This is a genomic window from Bacillus sp. FSL R5-0576, assembly GCF_038004765.1.
GTDB lineage: Bacteria > Bacillota > Bacilli > Bacillales > Bacillaceae > Bacillus > Bacillus subtilis.
This window is the reverse complement of sequence record NZ_JBBORU010000001.1, coordinates 3,003,971-3,022,536: the sequence shown is the minus strand read 5'-3', so window position 1 is coordinate 3,022,536 and position 18,566 is coordinate 3,003,971. Positions and strand designations below refer to the sequence as shown.

The following is an 18,566-nucleotide window of genomic DNA, read 5'->3' as shown; positions in this document are numbered from 1 at the left end:
AGTGTAAGCCTCATGTTTTATGCGGTTCAACAATCAGAGCATACAGAAACCCTTGTTGTCGGGCTTTTTCAAAAAAGCCAGCTGACAGGAAAAGCGTTGGAAATTGATGAAATGCTCGAAGGCCATCTGACACAGCTTTTAAAAGAGGGTGATGTCTCTGCGAAACCGAATCAAGTATCAAAAGTATTCCCTCCATCTTCTGCGGGTATGAAACGGATTTATTTCGTTGGTCTGGGGAGAGAAGCAAATTATTCGTTTGAACAGGCGAAGGAACGTTTTGCTCATGTTTTTCAAGCCATTCATAAAGATCGAAAACAAGAAACTGCTGTTCTGCTTGATACGTTTATTTCGGAAGACGTGCCTCCAGCCGATGCCGCTCATGCTTTAGCTGAGAGCTGCCTGCTTGCTTCCTATGAGGTGCAGGATTATAAGCACAAATCAAATGAGCCTGACAAACAAATTGAAGCCGTGTATGTTGTAACAGATGAAGATACACAGGAAGTGCAGGCAGGGCTTCGCGTCGGCCAGGCATACGGACAAGGGACAAATTCGGCTAGAACGCTTGTGAATATGCCGGGAAACATGCTGACAGCGACTGACCTCGCTTCGTATGCTGAAGAGCTTGCGGCGAAATATGATTTTGAGTGTGAGATATTGGAGAAATCAGAGATGGAAGAGCTCGGTATGGGCGGAATACTTGCGGTAAACCAAGGCTCCACCGAACCGCCGAAAATGATTGTGTTGAAATATCAGGGCAAAAAGGAATGGGAAGACGTCGTCGGACTAGTCGGGAAAGGAATTACCTTTGACACAGGCGGCTACTCCATTAAAACGAAATCTGGAATTGTCGGCATGAAATCAGATATGGGAGGAGCTGCTGCGGTTCTCGGTGCTATGGAAACGATCGGAGAGCTTCGTCCTGAGCAAAACGTGCTGTGCGTTATTCCATCAACCGATAATATGATCTCCGGCGGGGCCATGAAGCCGGATGACGTGATCGTATCTTTAAGCGGAAAAACAATAGAAATCCTTAATACGGATGCTGAAGGAAGGCTAGTGCTTGCAGATGGCATTACATACGCGAAACAGCATGGCGCGTCAGTTCTTGTCGATGTAGCTACGCTTACCGGCGGCGTCGTTGTGGCATTAGGAACTGAAACAACCGGTGCAATGACAAATGATCAAAGCTTTTACCAGCAGGTAGCTGATGCTGCACAAGAGTGCGGCGAGGCAATCTGGCAGCTGCCGATAACAGAGAAGGATAAAAAACGCGTGAAAAGCAGCCAAATGGCGGATCTCAACAATTCACCGGGACGCGAGGGACATGCGATTATGGCAGGAACGTTTCTTGGTGAATTCGCTGAGTCAACACCTTGGGTTCACCTTGATATTGCAGGAACAGCGACTGCCAATAAAGCAACCTGCTTCGGGCCGGCCGGGGCTACTGGCGTTATGGCAAGAACACTGGCTACACTTGCGGAGCGATTTACATTGGAAGAAGATAAAAACGAGTAATGAAAAATCCCTGCTGTATGATGCGGCAGGGATTTTTTTCTTCCGAAATCTTTAGTTGACTAAAGTGGATCGGTTATGATACGATACGTTCGTACTTTATTTATCTACTACATTAGCAAACTAAAGGATTTTTGGAGGGGTATCATCATGAATGCAGTCGTCATCGCAGTCCTGCTTATGCTTGTATTAAGCCTGCTGCGTGTCAATATTGTTATCGCATTAATTATAGGCGCCTTGGCCGGCGGGTTAACAGGCGGGCTCGGTCTTGGCGAAACGGTTAAAGCTTTCACAGACGGTCTCGGCGGAAATGCCACCGTTGCAGTCAGCTATGCCATGCTTGGCGCGTTTGCCGCCGCTTTGACGAAAACGGGTCTTCCGGACGCAATGGTGGAAGCCTCCGTTAAATTAATCGGAAATAAAGAAGATTCTCGAAAAAAAGCACTGTCTAAGGTGCTGATTGTGCTGATTATTTTAATTGTATCTTGTTTTTCGCAAAACGTCGTTCCGGTTCACATCGCGTTTATCCCGGTGCTGATTCCGCCGCTTTTGAAAATCTTTAATGAACTTGAAATGGACCGCCGTCTGATCGCGTGTGTAATTACATTTGGCTTAACGGCTCCTTATATTTTGCTTCCGGTCGGTTTCGGCCAAATCTTCCAAGGCATGCTGAAGGACAATATGGCGGATGCCGGGTTAAACGTTCCGCTTGCTGATATTCCGTACGCACTGATTATTCCAGTTGCAGGTATGGTTGTCGGCCTTATTTTATCAGTGATCGTATACCGTAAACCGAAACAATATGAAACAAAAGACATTTCAGGTGCAGAAGCATCGCCATATACGAGAAAAAGTATTGGTATTGCGGTTCTAGCCATTGTTGTGTCACTCGGCGTCCAGCTTTACTTATCTCAGACTTTGGGAGTAGAAGGAATGATTATGGGGGCGCTCGCTGGTCTGATTGTTCTGTTTGTCAGCGGTGTGATGAAGCGTGATGAAGCGGACTCACTGATTACTGATGGAATGGTTTTAATGGCCTTTATCGGCTTTGTCATGCTTGTTGCAGCCGGGTTTTCAAACGTATTGACGAAAACCGGAGATGTCGAGTCACTGGTCAAAACGTCAGCTGGTTTTATCGGACACAGTCAGTCCTTGGGCGCATTGCTGATGCTCATTGTCGGCTTATTAATTACAATGGGGATCGGATCTTCTTTTGCGACCATTCCTGTTATCACAACCATTTTCGTGCCTCTATGCATGCAGCTTGGATTCAGCCCGATGGCAACGATTGCGATTATCGGGGCTGCTGCTGCGCTTGGCGATGCCGGTTCACCTGCCAGTGACAGTACGCTTGGGCCGACTTCAGGTTTGAGTGCGGACGGCCAGCATCACCACATTTGGGATACTTGTGTGCCGACATTTATATTTTATAATATTCCGCTTGTCATCTTTGGCTGGATTGCAGCGCTTGTTTTATAGGAAAAAGGCTCCCCTTTACTGGGGAGCCTTTTCTCGTTATGATAAAAAAACCGTCCAATAGAACGGTTTTTACGTAGATGATATGTGATTTCTGTTAAAGCCGGTTGCTTTATGAATAGAGCGGTAAATTGCTGGTGCGATAAACGACAGTATCACAGCCAGCGCTGTATCTTTTACCATAAACCAAATCATAAAGCCCCAAGCCGTGCCGTAGCTCACTGGCGTATGAATCCACAGCTTCAGTGCAAGATACATATAGGTAGTGCCGATGAGATACATGATCGCCGTTCCGATAAGTGAAGCAATGAGAAATCGAATTTTACTTGGCTGAATGTTTCGTTCTAAAAACCATCCCGCTGCAAATGCTGCCGGAATGTATGAGATAATAAACCCGCCGCTTTTCCCTGCAAACGGTGCGAAGCCTGCTGAAAATTGAGCAAACACAGGCGCTCCGGCCAATCCGACAAGTGCATATACAATCATGGCAATCGCTGCCCGTTTGCTGCCAAGAAGCAAAGCTGCCAAGAGACAGAAAAACGGCTGCATCGAAAGCGGAATGCCGGCTACTTGTAAAAAGGGTGCTACTGATGTAATGTTTGCCCCGACAGCCATAAGTGCGGCGAACATGCCAATCAGCGCCATATCTCCCGCACGAAGTTTACGTTGTTTCATCGTTGTTCCCCCTTAGGTTGACATACACAATCATAGAGTAATAAAGAACAAAAAGATTGTCAACATGATTTTGAATTAGGTTAACAAAAAGGAGGACCATATGTATTTCGGAAAAACAAGACAGTCCGATCAATCTGGAAGAGTGCCGCCAAATCAAAACGTCACCACTTCATTTCCTGTGCTTCATACCGGAGATGTCCCATATTACGAAGATATGACGAAATGGAATCTTCAAGTATACGGTTTGGTTGACCATCCGATGCTGCTAAGCTTTGAAGATGTCAAAGCCTTTCCACGGTATGAATCGAAAAACGACATTCATTGCGTCACGGGATGGTCAAGGCTTGATAATGTGTGGCAAGGCGTGCGGGCTTGTGATATAGCGGAAAAAGCGGGTGTAAAAGAAGAAGCGGGCTACGTCATTTTACATGCTGAAGAGGGCTGGACGACCAATCTGCCGCTTGATGATTTCTTAGCGGAAACTTCCCTTCTGGCTTATTCGCATAATGGCGAACCTTTAACCCCTGAACACGGCTTTCCGCTGCGGGGTGTATTTCCGCATCTGTATTTTTGGAAAAGCGCCAAGTGGCTGCGCGGAATCCAATTTACGAAAGAAAATCACCCTGGCTTTTGGGAGCGGAATGGCTATCACATGAGAGGCGACCCTTGGCAAAATCAAAGGTTTACATGGGATTAAGGTTCTATTTCAAATAGGACAATACGCATCTTTATTAGGTTTTTACTTCCATATTGATAGTCTGCAGGTACCTTATTTGATCAAGGTGCCTTTTTTATTCGGGAAAAAGTTGACTTTCTTTGGAAGAAAACCTATTATTTGAGGTGTCTAGTTGATAGTGAAAATCATTATCATACATTGCGGTTTAGTTTAAGGAGAGGAATGTCGTACTGCATGAAAGAGCAAACAACAGACCGGACAAATGGCGGGACATCGAACGCATTTACGATTCCTGGTACGGAAGTGCGTATGATGTCTTCACGCAATGAAAACCGTACCTATCACATTTTTATCTCGAAACCTAGTACGCCGCCGCCACCCGCTGGTTATCCTGTGATTTATCTGCTGGATGCCAATTCTGTCTTCGGAACGATGACGGAAGCCGTTCGAATACAGGGACGCCGACCCGAAAAAACCGGGGTGATCCCTGCAGTGATCGTCGGCATTGGCTATGAGACAGCGGAGCCGTTCTCCTCAGCACGCCACCGGGATTTTACAATGCCAACAGCCCAATCGAAGCTGCCGGAAAGGCCCGACGGCAGAGAATGGCCGGAGCATGGCGGAGCGGAGGGCTTTTTCAGATTTATTGAAGAGGATTTAAAACCGGAGATAGAACGAGATTACCAGATTGATAAAAAAAGACAAACAATCTTTGGCCATTCGCTCGGAGGGCTTTTCGTGCTGCAGGTGCTGCTAACAAAGCCCGATGCGTTTCAAACGTATATCGCGGGAAGTCCGTCCATTCATTGGAATAAACCGTTTATTCTCGAGAAAACGGACCATTTCGTCTCTCTCACCAAGAAAAACAATCAGCCTATCAATATCCTGCTTGCCGCAGGAGAATTGGAGCAGCATCATAAAAGCCGGATGAACGACAATGCGAGGGAGCTTTATGAGCGGCTGGCCGTTTTATCTGAACAAGGCATACGGGCAGAATTTTGCGAGTTTTCAGGAGAAGGACATATTTCAGTTCTTCCTGTTTTGGTCAGCCGGGCGCTGCGTTTTGCGCTTCACCCTGACGGACCGCATCTTTCAATGGGCTGAGACATACTCAGCCTTGCCTTTAAAAAAATATTTGTCACTGAAATTATATTTGACTGTCACATGACATTTGGATATGATTATTTTTATAATTGATAATGATAATCATTATCAATAGATTGCGTTTTTCAAGGCGCAGCAGTCTTTTTCGCTGGATGTCTGTTCGGCATTTAGAGCGAAGAAAGGAATTGATGATATGAATGCAAAGAGTATAGAGGGAAAAATTGCTTTTATAACAGGGGCTGCCCAAGGAATAGGCGAAGCTGTTGCGCGGACGCTTGCCAGTCAAGGCGCACATATTGCGGCAGTTGATTATAATCCTGAAAAGCTGGAAAAGGTTGTGAGCAGCCTCAAAGCAGAAGGCCGCCATGCAGAAGCTTTTCCTGCGGATGTGAGAGACAGCGCGGCGATTGATGAGATCACGGCGCGCATCGAACGTGAAATGGGGCCGATTGATATTTTAGTGAATGTAGCGGGTGTCCTTCGCCCGGGACTGATCCATTCGCTTAGCGATGAGGAATGGGAGGCGACGTTCGCAGTGAATTCGACTGGCGTATTTAACGCCTCGCGTTCAGTCAGCAAATATATGATGGACCGAAGATCGGGTTCGATTGTAACAGTCGGATCGAATGCTGCCGGTGTACCAAGAACATCTATGGCGGCATATGCGTCTTCAAAGGCTGCGGCTGTGATGTTTACGAAATGCCTTGGCCTTGAGCTTGCAGAATACAATATTCGCTGCAACATTGTATCTCCCGGATCAACGGAAACAGACATGCAGTGGTCATTATGGGCCGACGAGAATGGAGCGGAGCAAGTCATAAAAGGATCACTTGAGACATTTAAAACAGGGATCCCGCTCAAAAAACTAGCCAAGCCTTCGGATATTGCGGATGCTGTGCTCTTTTTGGTTTCTGGCCAGGCAGGGCATATTACGATGCATAATTTATGCGTAGATGGCGGCGCGACCTTAGGCGTGTAACTGAATTTAAAGGAGGTTCATGAGAATGTTGGATCAAAACGTTATAACAGAAACAAAAGCGGAGCATTTGCTTCATGAATATCAGCCGGGCGCCTTTTTCTTAGCGTCTCCTCATCGTGTACTGTTAGCGAAAGGCATATGTGAAATCGTACCGGAGGCAGACGGGCAAAACCAAATGGAAACCCTTTCTGGCCGAATTGCAGAGACGCTGCGTCAGGCAAAACAATCAGGGCAAAGCCGGCCGCTTGTTGTCGGGGCCGTTCCTTTTGATCAAGTAAAAGCAGCGCGGCTCGTTGTACCTGAAGAAGTGCGCTGGTCAGGACCGCTTCAATTTGATCATGAGGAAGAGGAACAGCAGGCTGGGCATACATACCACATAAAGCCTGTTCCTGAACCTGAGGATTATAAAAATGGTGTTGAACAAGGGCTGGCACGCATTGCCGATGGAACACTCAGCAAAATCGTTCTGTCCAGGTCGCTGCATTTGACATCGCCTGAACCGATTCAGACGGATGAATTGCTTCGCCATCTGGCTCAGCATAACACGCATGGCTACACGTTTGCCGCAGACGTGTCCAGTCAGGAGGAAACGTCTCCCCGCCGAACATTGCTCGGAGCAAGTCCGGAGCTTCTCGTTTCAAGGATGGGAACACAGGTCGTTTCCAACCCATTAGCCGGCTCAAGGCCGCGCAGTAATGATCCTGTTGAAGACCAGCGCCGGGCAGCTGAATTGCTTTCTTCCGCAAAGGATCTTCATGAGCACGCGGTTGTCGCTGACGCGGTTGCGGCAGCGCTGAGACCTTTCTGCCGGACGCTGGAGGTTCCGGAGAAGCCTTCACTGATCAAAACGGAAACGATGTGGCACCTGTCCAGCGTGATTAAGGGAGAGCTTTCCGATCCGTCTGTAACCGCACTTGAATTGGCGGCGGCGCTCCACCCGACGCCAGCCGTCTGCGGAACACCGACTGATCTTGCAAGAGAAGCGATTCTCAGCATTGAACCATTTGACCGCGGTTTCTTTACCGGCATGGTCGGATGGTGTGACGATGCCGGTGACGGAGAATGGATCGTGACCATCCGTTGTGCAGAAGCAGAAGAACGCTCACTCCGCCTGTATGCTGGAGCTGGTGTTGTGGCCGGTTCAAAGCCTGAGGACGAGCTTCAGGAGACGTCCGCAAAGTTTCGGACAATGCTGCGGGCAATGGGCGTGGATCACATATGAACAGAATGAATTGCTGGAGGGATACAACATGCTGAAAGGATTTACGCCTTGGCCTGATGAGTTAGCTGAGACCTATCGAAAGAACGGCTGCTGGGCCGGTGAGACGTTTGGAGATTTGTTAAGGGACCGGGCAGCCAAATATGGTGATCGCATTGCCATTACATGCGGAAACACCCATTGGAGCTATCGAGAGCTTGACACAAGGGCTGATCGCCTGGCTGCCGGATTTCAAAAGCTCGGCATTCAACAGATGGATCGTGTTGTGGTGCAGTTGCCAAATATCAAAGAGTTTTTTGAAGTCATTTTCGCGCTTTTCCGTCTGGGGGCGCTTCCAGTCTTCGCACTGCCTTCTCATCGAAGCAGTGAAATTACATATTTTTGCGAGTTTGCTGAAGCGGCTGCATATATCATTCCCGACGCTTATTCCGGTTTTGACTACCGTTCGCTTGCCAGACAGGTTCAAAGCAAGCTGCCGACTTTGAAAAACATCATTGTCGCAGGTGAGGCAGAGGAATTTTTACCGCTGGAGGATTTGCATGCAGAACCTGTAAAACTGCCTGAAGTCAAATCATCGGATGTGGCGTTCCTCCAGCTTTCTGGCGGGAGCACCGGGCTATCGAAACTGATTCCGAGGACCCACGATGACTACATATACAGCCTGAAGCGGAGTGTGGAGGTCTGCTGGCTCGACCACAGCACGGTGTACTTGGCCGCGCTGCCGATGGCACACAATTATCCGCTGAGCTCACCCGGGGTTCTCGGCGTATTATACGCTGGAGGAAGAGTGGTATTATCTCCTTCTCCAAGTCCAGATGACGCATTTCCTTTGATTGAACGGGAAAAGGTCACGATAACTGCTCTTGTTCCGCCTCTTGCGATGGTATGGATGGATGCGGCATCCTCACGCCGTGATGATTTATCCAGCCTCCAAGTGCTGCAGGTCGGCGGTGCCAAGTTTAGTGCTGAAGCCGCGCGCAGGGTAAAAGCTGTTTTCGGCTGCACGCTGCAGCAGGTGTTCGGAATGGCAGAGGGTCTCGTCAATTATACGAGATTGGATGATCCTGAGGAGATCATTGTCAACACCCAAGGAAAACCGATGTCCCCATATGATGAAGTGCGTGTTTGGGATGATCAGGATCGCGACGTAAAACCTGGTGAAACAGGCCATCTGCTGACGCGGGGACCGTATACAATTCGCGGTTACTATAAGGCAGAAGAGCATAACGCCGCTTCATTTACTGAGGACGGTTTTTACCGTACGGGTGATATCGTCAGGCTGACACGAGACGGCTATATTGTCGTTGAAGGCCGGGCGAAGGATCAAATTAACCGTGGAGGAGAAAAGGTTGCGGCTGAAGAGGTAGAAAATCATCTGCTGGCGCATCCGGCTGTCCATGATGCAGCAATGGTCTCCATGCCTGATCAATTTCTTGGCGAAAGATCTTGTGTGTTCATTATTCCCCGGGATGAAGCCCCAAAAGCCGCAGAGCTTAAAGCATTTTTGAGAGAGCGCGGACTGGCGGCATATAAAATCCCTGATCGAGTTGAATTTGTCGAATCCTTTCCGCAGACAGGGGTAGGAAAGGTAAGCAAAAAGGCTCTTCGTGAAGCTATTTCCGAGAAACTTCTTGCAGGGTCAAAAAAATAAATCAACAATTTGAGAGGAAGTGTTCATATGGCTATACCTGCCATTCAGCCGTATCAAATGCCGACAGCATCTGATATGCCGCAAAACAAAGTCTCATGGGTGCCTGATCCAAATCGGGCGGTCCTATTAATACACGATATGCAAAACTATTTTGTCGATGCTTTCACAGCGGAAGCATCTCCGGTAATAGAGCTTTCAGCGAATATACGAAAGCTGAAGAATCAATGTGTTCAGCTTGGGATTCCTGTTGTCTATACCGCACAGCCGGGAAGCCAAAATCCGGATGACCGTGCGCTGCTGACAGACTTTTGGGGCCCGGGATTAAACAGCGGTCCTTATGAGGAGAAAATTATAACCGAGCTGGCACCGGAGGATGATGATCTTGTGCTGACAAAATGGAGATACAGCGCGTTTAAGAGAACGAATCTGCTTGAAATGATGCGCAAAGAGGGACGCGATCAGCTGATCATTACAGGAATTTACGCCCATATCGGCTGTCTTGTTACAGCATGCGAAGCATTTATGGAAGATATTAAAGCCTTTTTTGTGGGAGATGCAGTTGCTGATTTTTCATTAGAAAAACATCAAATGGCGCTGGACTATGCGGCTGGACGCTGTGCGTTTACCGTGATGACTGACAGTCTTCTTGATCAGCTGCAGAATGCGCCGGCAGACGTTCAAAAAACGTCAGCAAACACTGGCAAAAAGAACGTGTTTACATGTGAGAATATCCGTAAACAAATTGCTGAGCTTCTGCAAGAAACATCGGAAGACATCACAGATCAAGAGGATTTGCTCGATCGTGGTCTTGATTCGGTAAGGATCATGACATTGGTGGAACAATGGCGCCGTGAAGGGGCAGAGGTGACTTTCGTGGAATTGGCTGAACGCCCAACGATCGAAGAATGGCAGAAATTGCTCACAACCCGCAGCCAGCAAGTGCTGCCAAACGTGGATTATTTATAAAAGGAGGGTAAACAAACGGATGCCTGATACAAAAGATCTTCAATATTCTTTGACCGGGGCGCAAACTGGCATATGGTTTGCTCAGCAGCTTGATCCGGACAATCCAATCTACAATACAGCGGAATATATAGAAATCAATGGACCAGTCAATATTGCTCTTTTTGAAGAAGCTTTGCGGCACGTGATCAAGGAAGCGGAATCGCTGCATGTCCGCTTCGGTGAAAATATGGACGGGCCTTGGCAGATGATAAACCCGTCTCCGGATGTACAGCTGCACGTCATTGACGTCAGCTCTGAGCCTGATCCGGAAAAAACAGCATTAAACTGGATGAAAGCTGATTTAGCAAAGCCGGTTGATTTAGGGTATGACCCTTTGTTCAATGAAGCTCTGTTTATTGCCGGGCCTGATCGTTTCTTTTGGTATCAGCGCATTCACCATATAGCGATCGACGGCTTCGGTTTTTCCCTGATAGCCCAGCGTGTGGCAAGTACATATACTGCGCTTATAAAAGGACAAACAGCTAAAAGCCGTTCCTTTGGGTCTCTCCAGGCCATTTTGGAGGAGGATAAAGATTATCGCGGATCAGAGCAGTATGAGAAGGATCGTCAATTCTGGCTGGACCGTTTTGCAGATGCACCTGAAGTTGTGAGCTTGGCTGATCGGGCGCCAAGAACATCTAACAGTTTTCTTCGTCATATGGCATATCTGCCTCCGTCTGATGTAAACGCGTTAAAAGAAGCGGCGCGCTATTTCTCAGGAAGCTGGCATGAAGTCATGATTGCGGTGTCAGCTGTTTATATGCACCGTATGACCGGCTCTGAGGATGTTGTGCTCGGCCTGCCCATGATGGGTCGGATAGGGTCCGCGTCACTGAATGTACCGGCTATGGTGATGAACCTTCTCCCGCTCCGGCTGACGGTAAGCTCTTCGATGAGCTTTTCTGAACTGATTCAGCAAATTTCCCGGGAAATCCGCAGCATTCGGCGACATCATAAGTATCGCCATGAAGAGCTTCGGCGCGATCTGAAATTGATAGGAGAAAATCATAGATTATTTGGCCCTCAAATCAATCTTATGCCGTTTGATTACGGTCTCGACTTTGCCGGCGCCCGGGGCACAACGCATAATCTTTCAGCCGGTCCTGTTGATGATCTATCAATCAATGTATATGACAGAACAGACGGCAGCGGGCTGCGAATTGATGTTGATGCGAATCCTGAGGTATACAGTGAGTCTGATATTAAGCTTCATCAGCGGCGTATTTTGCAGCTGCTGCAAACGGCTTCTGCCGGAGAGGACATGCTGATTGGGCAAATGGAGCTTCTGTTGCCAGAGGAGAAAGAAAAAGTCATTTCTAAATGGAATGAGACGGCAAAATCCGAGAAGCTGGTCAGCCTTCAGGACATGTTCGAAAAGCAGGCAGTTCTTACGCCAGAACGTATCGCTCTCATGTGTGATGACATTCAAGTCAACTATCGAAAGCTCAATGAAGAGGCAAACCGCCTCGCGCGTCTGTTGATCGAAAAAGGGATTGGTCCGGAGCAATTTGTCGCTTTGGCGCTGCCGCGTTCCCCTGAGATGGTGGCCTCAATGCTTGGTGTGCTCAAGACTGGTGCGGCGTATCTCCCCCTTGATCCGGAGTTTCCAGCCGACCGCATTTCTTACATGCTGGAGGATGCGAAACCTTCATGCATCATAACGACTGAGGAAATAGCAGCCAGTCTGCCTGATGACCTGGCTGTACCGGAGCTTGTGCTTGATCAGGCTGTTACACAGGAGATTATAAAACGCTATTCGCCGGAAAATCCGGATGTATCGGTTTCTCTTGACCATCCTGCGTATATCATCTATACCTCAGGATCAACAGGAAGACCGAAGGGAGTCGTTGTGACACAGAAAAGCTTAAGCAATTTTCTGTTGTCCATGCAGGAGGCGTTTTCTCTAGGAGAAGAAGACAGGCTGTTGGCTGTGACGACTGTCGCTTTTGATATTTCAGCATTAGAGTTATATCTTCCGCTGATTAGCGGAGCGCAAATCGTGATCGCAAAGAAAGAAACGATCCGTGAGCCGCAGGCATTAGCTCAAATGATTGAAAATTTCGATATTAACATTATGCAGGCGACACCGACACTGTGGCACGCTTTGGTAACGAGTGAACCTGAGAAACTTCGGGGGCTTAGAGTGCTTGTAGGAGGCGAGGCGCTGCCGAGCGGTCTTTTGCAGGCGCTTCAAGACCTTCATTGTTCAGTCACGAACTTATACGGTCCCACTGAAACAACGATTTGGTCTGCAACAGCTTTTCTTGAAGAAGGGCTGAAGGGCGTTCCTCCGATTGGGAAACCGATTTGGAACACGCAGGTGTATGTGCTTGATAATGGATTGCAGCCGGTGCCGCCGGGCGTTGTCGGAGAGCTTTATATTGCAGGCACCGGCTTGGCCAGAGGTTATTTCCATCGCCCTGCTTTAACGGCGGAGCGCTTCGTTGCAGATCCATACGGACCGCCGGGAACTCGGATGTATCGGACCGGAGACCAGGTCCGCTGGCGCGCCGATGGGTCTTTGGATTATATCGGGCGGGCGGATCATCAAATCAAAATTCGCGGATTCCGAATTGAACTTGGAGAAATTGATGCCGTGCTTGCCAATCATCCGCACATTGAACAGGCCGCGGTTGTTGTACGGGAAGATCAGCCGGGAGACAAACGATTGGCGGCTTATGTAGTCGCTGATGCTGCTATTGATACTGCAGAGCTTCGTCGTTATATGGAGGCTAGTCTTCCTGATTATATGGTACCGGCGGCGTTTGTGGAGATGGACGAGCTGCCGTTAACACCTAATGGCAAGCTTGACCGGAAAGCACTGCCGGCACCAGACTTCAGCACATCTGTCAGTGATCGGGCCCCGCGGACTCCTCAGGAAGAGATATTGTGTGACTTGTTTGCAGAGGTTCTCGGTTTGGCACGCGTCGGTATCGATGACAGTTTCTTCGAGCTTGGGGGCCATTCTCTTCTTGCAGCCCGTCTGATGGGCCGCGTTCGCGAGGTAATGGGAGCCGAACTTGGTATCGCCAAGCTCTTTGACGAACCGACAGTAGCCGGACTCGCTGCCCATCTTGATTTGGCGCAGAGTGCACGTCCCGCTTTGCAGAGAGCTGAGCGGCCTGAAAAGATCCCGCTCTCATTTGCCCAGCGCCGGCTATGGTTCCTGCATTGTCTGGAAGGACCGAGTCCTACTTATAATATTCCGGTTGCTGTCCGTTTGTCGGGTGAGCTGGATCAAGGATTGCTGAAAGCGGCACTTTATGACCTCGTCTGCCGTCATGAAAGCCTTCGGACGATCTTCCCTGAATCACAGGGGACATCCTATCAGCATATTTTAGATGCCGGTCAAGCCCATCCTGAGTTACATGTTACTGAAATTGCTGAGAAGGAGCTTTCTGATCGGCTTGCCGAAGCTGTACGCTACAGCTTTGATCTTGCAGCTGAACCTGCTTTTCGTGCCGAGCTTTTTGTGATAGGTCCTGACGAGTACGTGCTGCTTCTTCTCGTACATCATATTGTCGGGGACGGCTGGTCCTTAACACCGCTGACCCGAGACCTTGGGACGGCTTATGCGGCTCGCTGCCACGGACGAGCTCCCGAATGGGCGCCTCTTGCTGTGCAGTATGCAGACTATGCGCTTTGGCAGCAAGAACTGCTTGGAAACGAGGATGATCCAAATAGCTTGATTGCCGGACAGCTTGCTTTTTGGAAAGAAACCTTGAAAAACCTGCCTGATCAGCTTGAACTGCCAACCGATTATTCACGTCCGGCTGAGCCGAGTCATGATGGAGATACGATTCATTTTCGTATTGAGCCCGAACTTCATAAGCGATTGCAGGAGCTGGCTCGCGCAAATAGGGTGAGCATGTTTATGGTGCTTCAATCCGGTCTCGCCGCTTTATTGACAAGGCTCGGGGCGGGCACCGACATTCCGATCGGCAGTCCGATCGCGGGACGGAATGATGATGCGCTGGGCGATCTTGTAGGGCTGTTCATTAATACATTGGTGCTCAGAACTGATACGTCCGGTGACCCAAGCTTTCGTGAGCTTCTAGACAGAGTACGGGAAGTGAATCTGGCCGCCTATGACAATCAGGATCTGCCGTTTGAGAGACTTGTAGAGGTGCTCAATCCGGCTCGTTCGCGTGCGACGCATCCTTTATTCCAAATCATGCTTGCGTTCCAAAACACACCGGACGCTGAACTGCATCTTCCTGATATGGAGAGCAGCCTGCGAATCAACAGTGTCGGTTCTGCCAAGTTTGATTTGACGCTGGAAATCAGTGAAGATCGCCTTGCTGACGGGACACCAAACGGAATGGAAGGACTGCTTGAATACAGTACTGATCTTTTCAAGCGGGAAACTGCTCAGGCTCTTGCTGACCGTTTGATGCGGCTGTTGGAGGCTGCCGAGTCTGATCCTGACGAGCAAATCGGAAATCTGGATATTCTTGCGCCAGAGGAACGCAGCAGCATGGTGCCAGATTGGCAAAGTGTATCTGAAAAGATTCCGCACGCAAGTTTGCCAGAGCAGTTTGAGAAGCAGGCTGCTTTACGTCCTGATGCTATTGCCGTTGTATATGAAGATCAGGCACTGAGCTATGCAGAGCTGAATGAAAGAGCAAATCGGCTTGCCCGATTCCTAATTAGTGAAGGTGTCGGGCCGGAGCAATTTGTGGCATTGGCACTGCCCCGATCGTTGGAAATGGCTGTCGGCCTATTGGCGGTGCTAAAAGCCGGGGCAGCTTATCTCCCTCTTGATCCGGATTATCCGGCTGATCGAATTGCTTTTATGCTAAAAGATGCCCAGCCTGCGTTTATCATGACGAACACTAAAGCTGCAAATCACATTCCGCCAGTTGAAAACGTGCCGAAAATCGTGCTGGATGATCCCGAGCTGGCAGAGAAACTAAACACGTACCCTGTAGAGAATCCAAAAAATAAGGATAGGACTCAGCCGCTTTCGCCTTTGAATACGGCGTATGTCATTTATACATCCGGCTCAACAGGTGTTCCAAAAGGTGTGATGATTCCTCACCAAAATGTAACACGTTTATTTGCAGCGACCGAGCACTGGTTCCGTTTCAGCTCAGACGATATCTGGACCATGTTCCATTCCTATGCGTTTGATTTTTCGGTGTGGGAGATCTGGGGTCCTCTGCTGCATGGCGGACGTCTTGTGATCGTGCCTCACCACGTCAGCAGATCGCCAGAAGCGTTTCTGCGCCTGCTTGTCAAAGAGGGTGTGACTGTTCTGAACCAGACACCGTCTGCTTTCTATCAGTTTATGCAGGCGGAACGGGAACAGCCGGATCTCGGACAGGCACTTAGTCTGCGCTATGTCATTTTTGGCGGAGAAGCGCTTGAACTCAGCCGTTTAGAGGATTGGTATAACCGCCACCCTGAAAATAGACCGCAGCTTATCAATATGTATGGGATTACAGAAACGACGGTGCATGTGAGCTATATCGAATTAGACCGAAGCATGGCAGCTTTACGGGCAAACAGCTTGATCGGCTGCGGCATTCCCGATCTTGGTGTATACGTGCTGGATGAACGCCTGCAGCCGGTCCCGCCGGGTGTTGCCGGAGAGCTGTATGTATCAGGAGCGGGGTTAGCACGAGGTTATCTAGGTCGGCCTGGTTTAACATCTGAACGCTTCATAGCTGATCCGTTCGGTCCTCCAGGCACTCGGATGTACCGCACTGGGGATGTGGCCCGTCTCCGCGCTGACGGTTCTCTCGACTATGTAGGCCGTGCAGACCATCAAGTGAAAATTCGGGGATTCCGGATTGAATTGGGAGAAATTGAAGCCGCGCTTGTTCAGCATCCGCAGCTTGAAGATGCGGCAGTGATCGTTCGTGAGGATCAGCCGGGAGATAAACGGTTGGCAGCTTATGTCATCCCTTCGGAAGAAACATTTGATACGGCGGAACTGCGCAGATATGCTGCGGAGAGACTGCCGGATTACATGGTGCCTGCTGCCTTTGTGACGATGAAAGAATTGCCGCTGACACCGAATGGAAAGCTTGATCGTAAAGCGCTGCCCGCTCCGGATTTCGCAGCGGCAGTGACAGGACGAGGACCGAGAACGCCGCAGGAAGAAATTCTCTGTGACCTCTTTATGGAGGTGCTTCACTTGCCGCGTGTCGGCATTGATGACCGTTTCTTTGATTTAGGAGGACATTCCTTGCTTGCTGTACAGCTCATGAGCCGCATTCGTGAAGCGCTCGGCGTTGAACTCAGCATCGGCAACTTGTTCGAAGCACCTACTGTAGCCGGGCTCGCTGAAAGACTTGAAATGGGATCAAGCCAAAGCGCTCTTGACGTTCTGCTGCCGCTCCGAACAAGTGGAGACAAGCCTCCTTTATTCTGTGTTCATCCGGCAGGGGGGCTCAGCTGGTGTTATGCCGGTTTGATGACCAATATAGGAACAGATTATCCGATCTACGGCTTGCAGGCACGGGGAATCGGGCAGCGCGAGGAGCTTCCGAAAACACTTGATGACATGGCTGCCGATTACATTAAACAAATCCGAACGGTCCAGCCAAAAGGCCCATACCATCTGCTGGGCTGGTCCCTGGGCGGGAATGTCGTTCAAGCGATGGCTACCCAGCTGCAAAATCAAGGAGAAGAAGTATCCCTGTTGGTGATGCTGGACGCCTATCCGAACCACTTCCTTCCTATAAAAGAGGCACCGGATGATGAGGAAGCGCTTATTGCCCTTCTGGCATTAGGCGGGTACGATCCAGACAGCTTAGGGGAAAAACCGCTAGATTTTGAAGCGGCGATTGAGATTCTTCGCCGTGACGGCAGTGCGCTTGCGAGCCTGGATGAAACGGTCATTTTAAATTTGAAGAATACGTATGTCAATTCTGTCGGCATTTTAGGTTCCTATAAGCCGAAAACCTTCCGTGGAAATGTTTTGTTTTTCAGATCAACAATCATTCCTGAATGGTTTGACCCGATTGAACCTGACTCGTGGAAGCCTTATATTAACGGACAGATTGAACAAATCGACATCGACTGCCGTCATAAAGATTTATGTCAGCCGGAACCTCTGGCTCAAATCGGCAAGGTTCTCGCTGTCAAATTGGAAGAGTTGAATAAATAAGGGAGGAGAAATAGAATGGCAAATCCTTTTGAAAATGCGGATGGCACGTATTTGGTGCTGATCAATGAAGAAGGCCAATATTCCCTATGGCCCGGTTTTATAGATGTGCCGAACGGCTGGACAGTCGTTCATGAGCAAAAAGGGCGTGAAGCTTGTTTGGACTATATCCAATCGCATTGGAGCGATATGAGGCCAAACAGCCTAAAGACTGTTGAAAATGTGTAATCGTATCAAAAAGAGACTGCTCGCCGTAGTCTCTTCAGCGTGTCGATAAACCCTCGCATTCGTTGTCAAGTCTGCGCGTTGGTGCTCACGAATTAGAACATTCGCTCCGCTCCAATGCTCATCTTTCCTAGAGTTCAAGGGTTTTCAATCACGCTGAAAACATGACAAAATCCTAAAGCTTTTAAAACGCTTTAGGATTTTGTCAACAAACTTCCGAAGAGACTGCTAGCCGCAGTCTCTTTTTCTATCTTACGCAGACGTTTGGGTATGATCACAATCCCTGACCGGGTTTCCGTTTTCATCGGTACACCAAGATTGGGATAAAAACGCTAAAAACACAGCGGCCCACTGATCTGCAAACTGAATCAGAATACCCCCGTCATGCCAAGAGCCGTTGTCTTTTTTCCAGCGGGTATCCATTGCATTCCCTTGATTCATATGGATATTGTGCATTCCGTTGGTCGGGGTAAAGCCGAATATTTTATCTGCAGCCTGTTCAGGTCCGAATTTTGAACCGAATATATAAACCGGCGCTTTCTCATCTTGTGCTTTCTTCATATAGGTTTCAATAAAATCATTTAAATCATTATCAGGTCCTGTGATTTCATGAGGCAAAGGCTTCATTTCCCGCGGGTCAAACAAATTGCCCCGCACATAATCCAGTGCCACTTCACGGTTTGCTTCATTGATCCTTGTATATCCATACGGCATGTTCGGAAGGATGGTAATTGAGCCTGAATCAAACTGATCGTCAGCCAAATACAATACTTCAGATTCCTCAGAACTGGACATCACATTGATGGCGCACCTGTAATACGTATTCTCTTCACCGAGCATTTTGACTTGGAAATGAGGACTGTCATCATCTGTTTCCCGCTTCATGTCTAAGACTATGCCTTTTAACACGCCATATTGCTGAACAGCCAT

The 18,566-nt window shown here is 48.8% G+C and carries 12 protein-coding genes; 10 read left to right on the top strand and 2 right to left on the bottom strand.

Going from position 1 to position 18,566, the window contains the following annotated elements:
- Positions 1-12 precede the first annotated feature (12 nt).
- Positions 13-1,515, top strand: a complete 1,503-nt coding sequence (locus NX903_RS15550; protein ID WP_015251314.1) for a leucyl aminopeptidase — start codon at positions 13-15, stop codon at positions 1,513-1,515.
- A 147-nt stretch (positions 1,516-1,662) separates the two neighbouring features.
- The gene (locus tag NX903_RS15545) at positions 1,663-2,991 is read left to right on the top strand and encodes a Na+/H+ antiporter family protein (protein WP_003228736.1); all 1,329 of its coding nucleotides are present in this window, start codon (positions 1,663-1,665) and stop codon (positions 2,989-2,991) included.
- Between the two features lie 69 nt (positions 2,992-3,060).
- Here NX903_RS15545 and NX903_RS15540 read toward each other — a convergent pair whose 3' ends face one another.
- Positions 3,061-3,663 carry a biotin transporter BioY gene (locus NX903_RS15540; protein WP_003228737.1) on the bottom strand — a complete coding sequence of 201 codons (603 nt, stop codon included), beginning with the start codon at positions 3,661-3,663 and terminating at the stop codon, positions 3,061-3,063.
- 100 nt (positions 3,664-3,763) lie between these two features.
- Between NX903_RS15540 and NX903_RS15535 the strand changes: the two genes are divergently transcribed.
- The 8 genes from NX903_RS15535 (at position 3,764) to NX903_RS15500 (ending at position 17,639) form a co-directional block, all read left to right on the top strand.
- Complete coding sequence (locus NX903_RS15535; protein ID WP_086344271.1) at positions 3,764-4,360, top strand: sulfite oxidase-like oxidoreductase; 597 nt, start codon at positions 3,764-3,766, stop codon at positions 4,358-4,360.
- Positions 4,361-4,573: 213 nt separating this feature from the next.
- Positions 4,574-5,443: a ferri-bacillibactin esterase BesA gene (besA, locus tag NX903_RS15530; protein WP_015714637.1), complete on the top strand. Its 870-nt coding sequence runs from the start codon at positions 4,574-4,576 to the stop codon at positions 5,441-5,443.
- A 193-nt stretch (positions 5,444-5,636) separates the two neighbouring features.
- Positions 5,637-6,422 (top strand): 2,3-dihydro-2,3-dihydroxybenzoate dehydrogenase, encoded by a 786-nt coding sequence (locus tag NX903_RS15525; RefSeq protein ID WP_086344270.1) that lies wholly within the window; start codon positions 5,637-5,639, stop codon positions 6,420-6,422.
- A gap of 25 nt (positions 6,423-6,447) precedes the next feature.
- Entirely contained in the window at positions 6,448-7,644 is a 1,197-nt protein-coding gene (dhbC, locus tag NX903_RS15520; RefSeq protein ID WP_086344269.1) for an isochorismate synthase DhbC, read from the top strand.
- Between the two features lie 28 nt (positions 7,645-7,672).
- Positions 7,673-9,292, top strand: a complete 1,620-nt coding sequence (locus NX903_RS15515; protein ID WP_029946202.1) for a (2,3-dihydroxybenzoyl)adenylate synthase — start codon at positions 7,673-7,675, stop codon at positions 9,290-9,292.
- Between the two features lie 27 nt (positions 9,293-9,319).
- Complete coding sequence (locus tag NX903_RS15510) at positions 9,320-10,258, top strand: isochorismatase (protein WP_086344268.1); 939 nt, start codon at positions 9,320-9,322, stop codon at positions 10,256-10,258.
- A 19-nt stretch (positions 10,259-10,277) separates the two neighbouring features.
- Positions 10,278-17,414, top strand: a complete 7,137-nt coding sequence (gene dhbF, locus NX903_RS15505; protein ID WP_086344267.1) for a non-ribosomal peptide synthetase DhbF — start codon at positions 10,278-10,280, stop codon at positions 17,412-17,414.
- 15 nt (positions 17,415-17,429) lie between these two features.
- Positions 17,430-17,639: an MbtH family protein gene (locus NX903_RS15500; protein ID WP_086344266.1), complete on the top strand. Its 210-nt coding sequence runs from the start codon at positions 17,430-17,432 to the stop codon at positions 17,637-17,639.
- Positions 17,640-17,888: 249 nt separating this feature from the next.
- On the opposite strand, the gene NX903_RS15495 is transcribed toward NX903_RS15500, so the two are convergent.
- Positions 17,889-18,566: a YukJ family protein gene (locus tag NX903_RS15495; RefSeq protein ID WP_003228755.1), complete on the bottom strand. Its 678-nt coding sequence runs from the start codon at positions 18,564-18,566 to the stop codon at positions 17,889-17,891.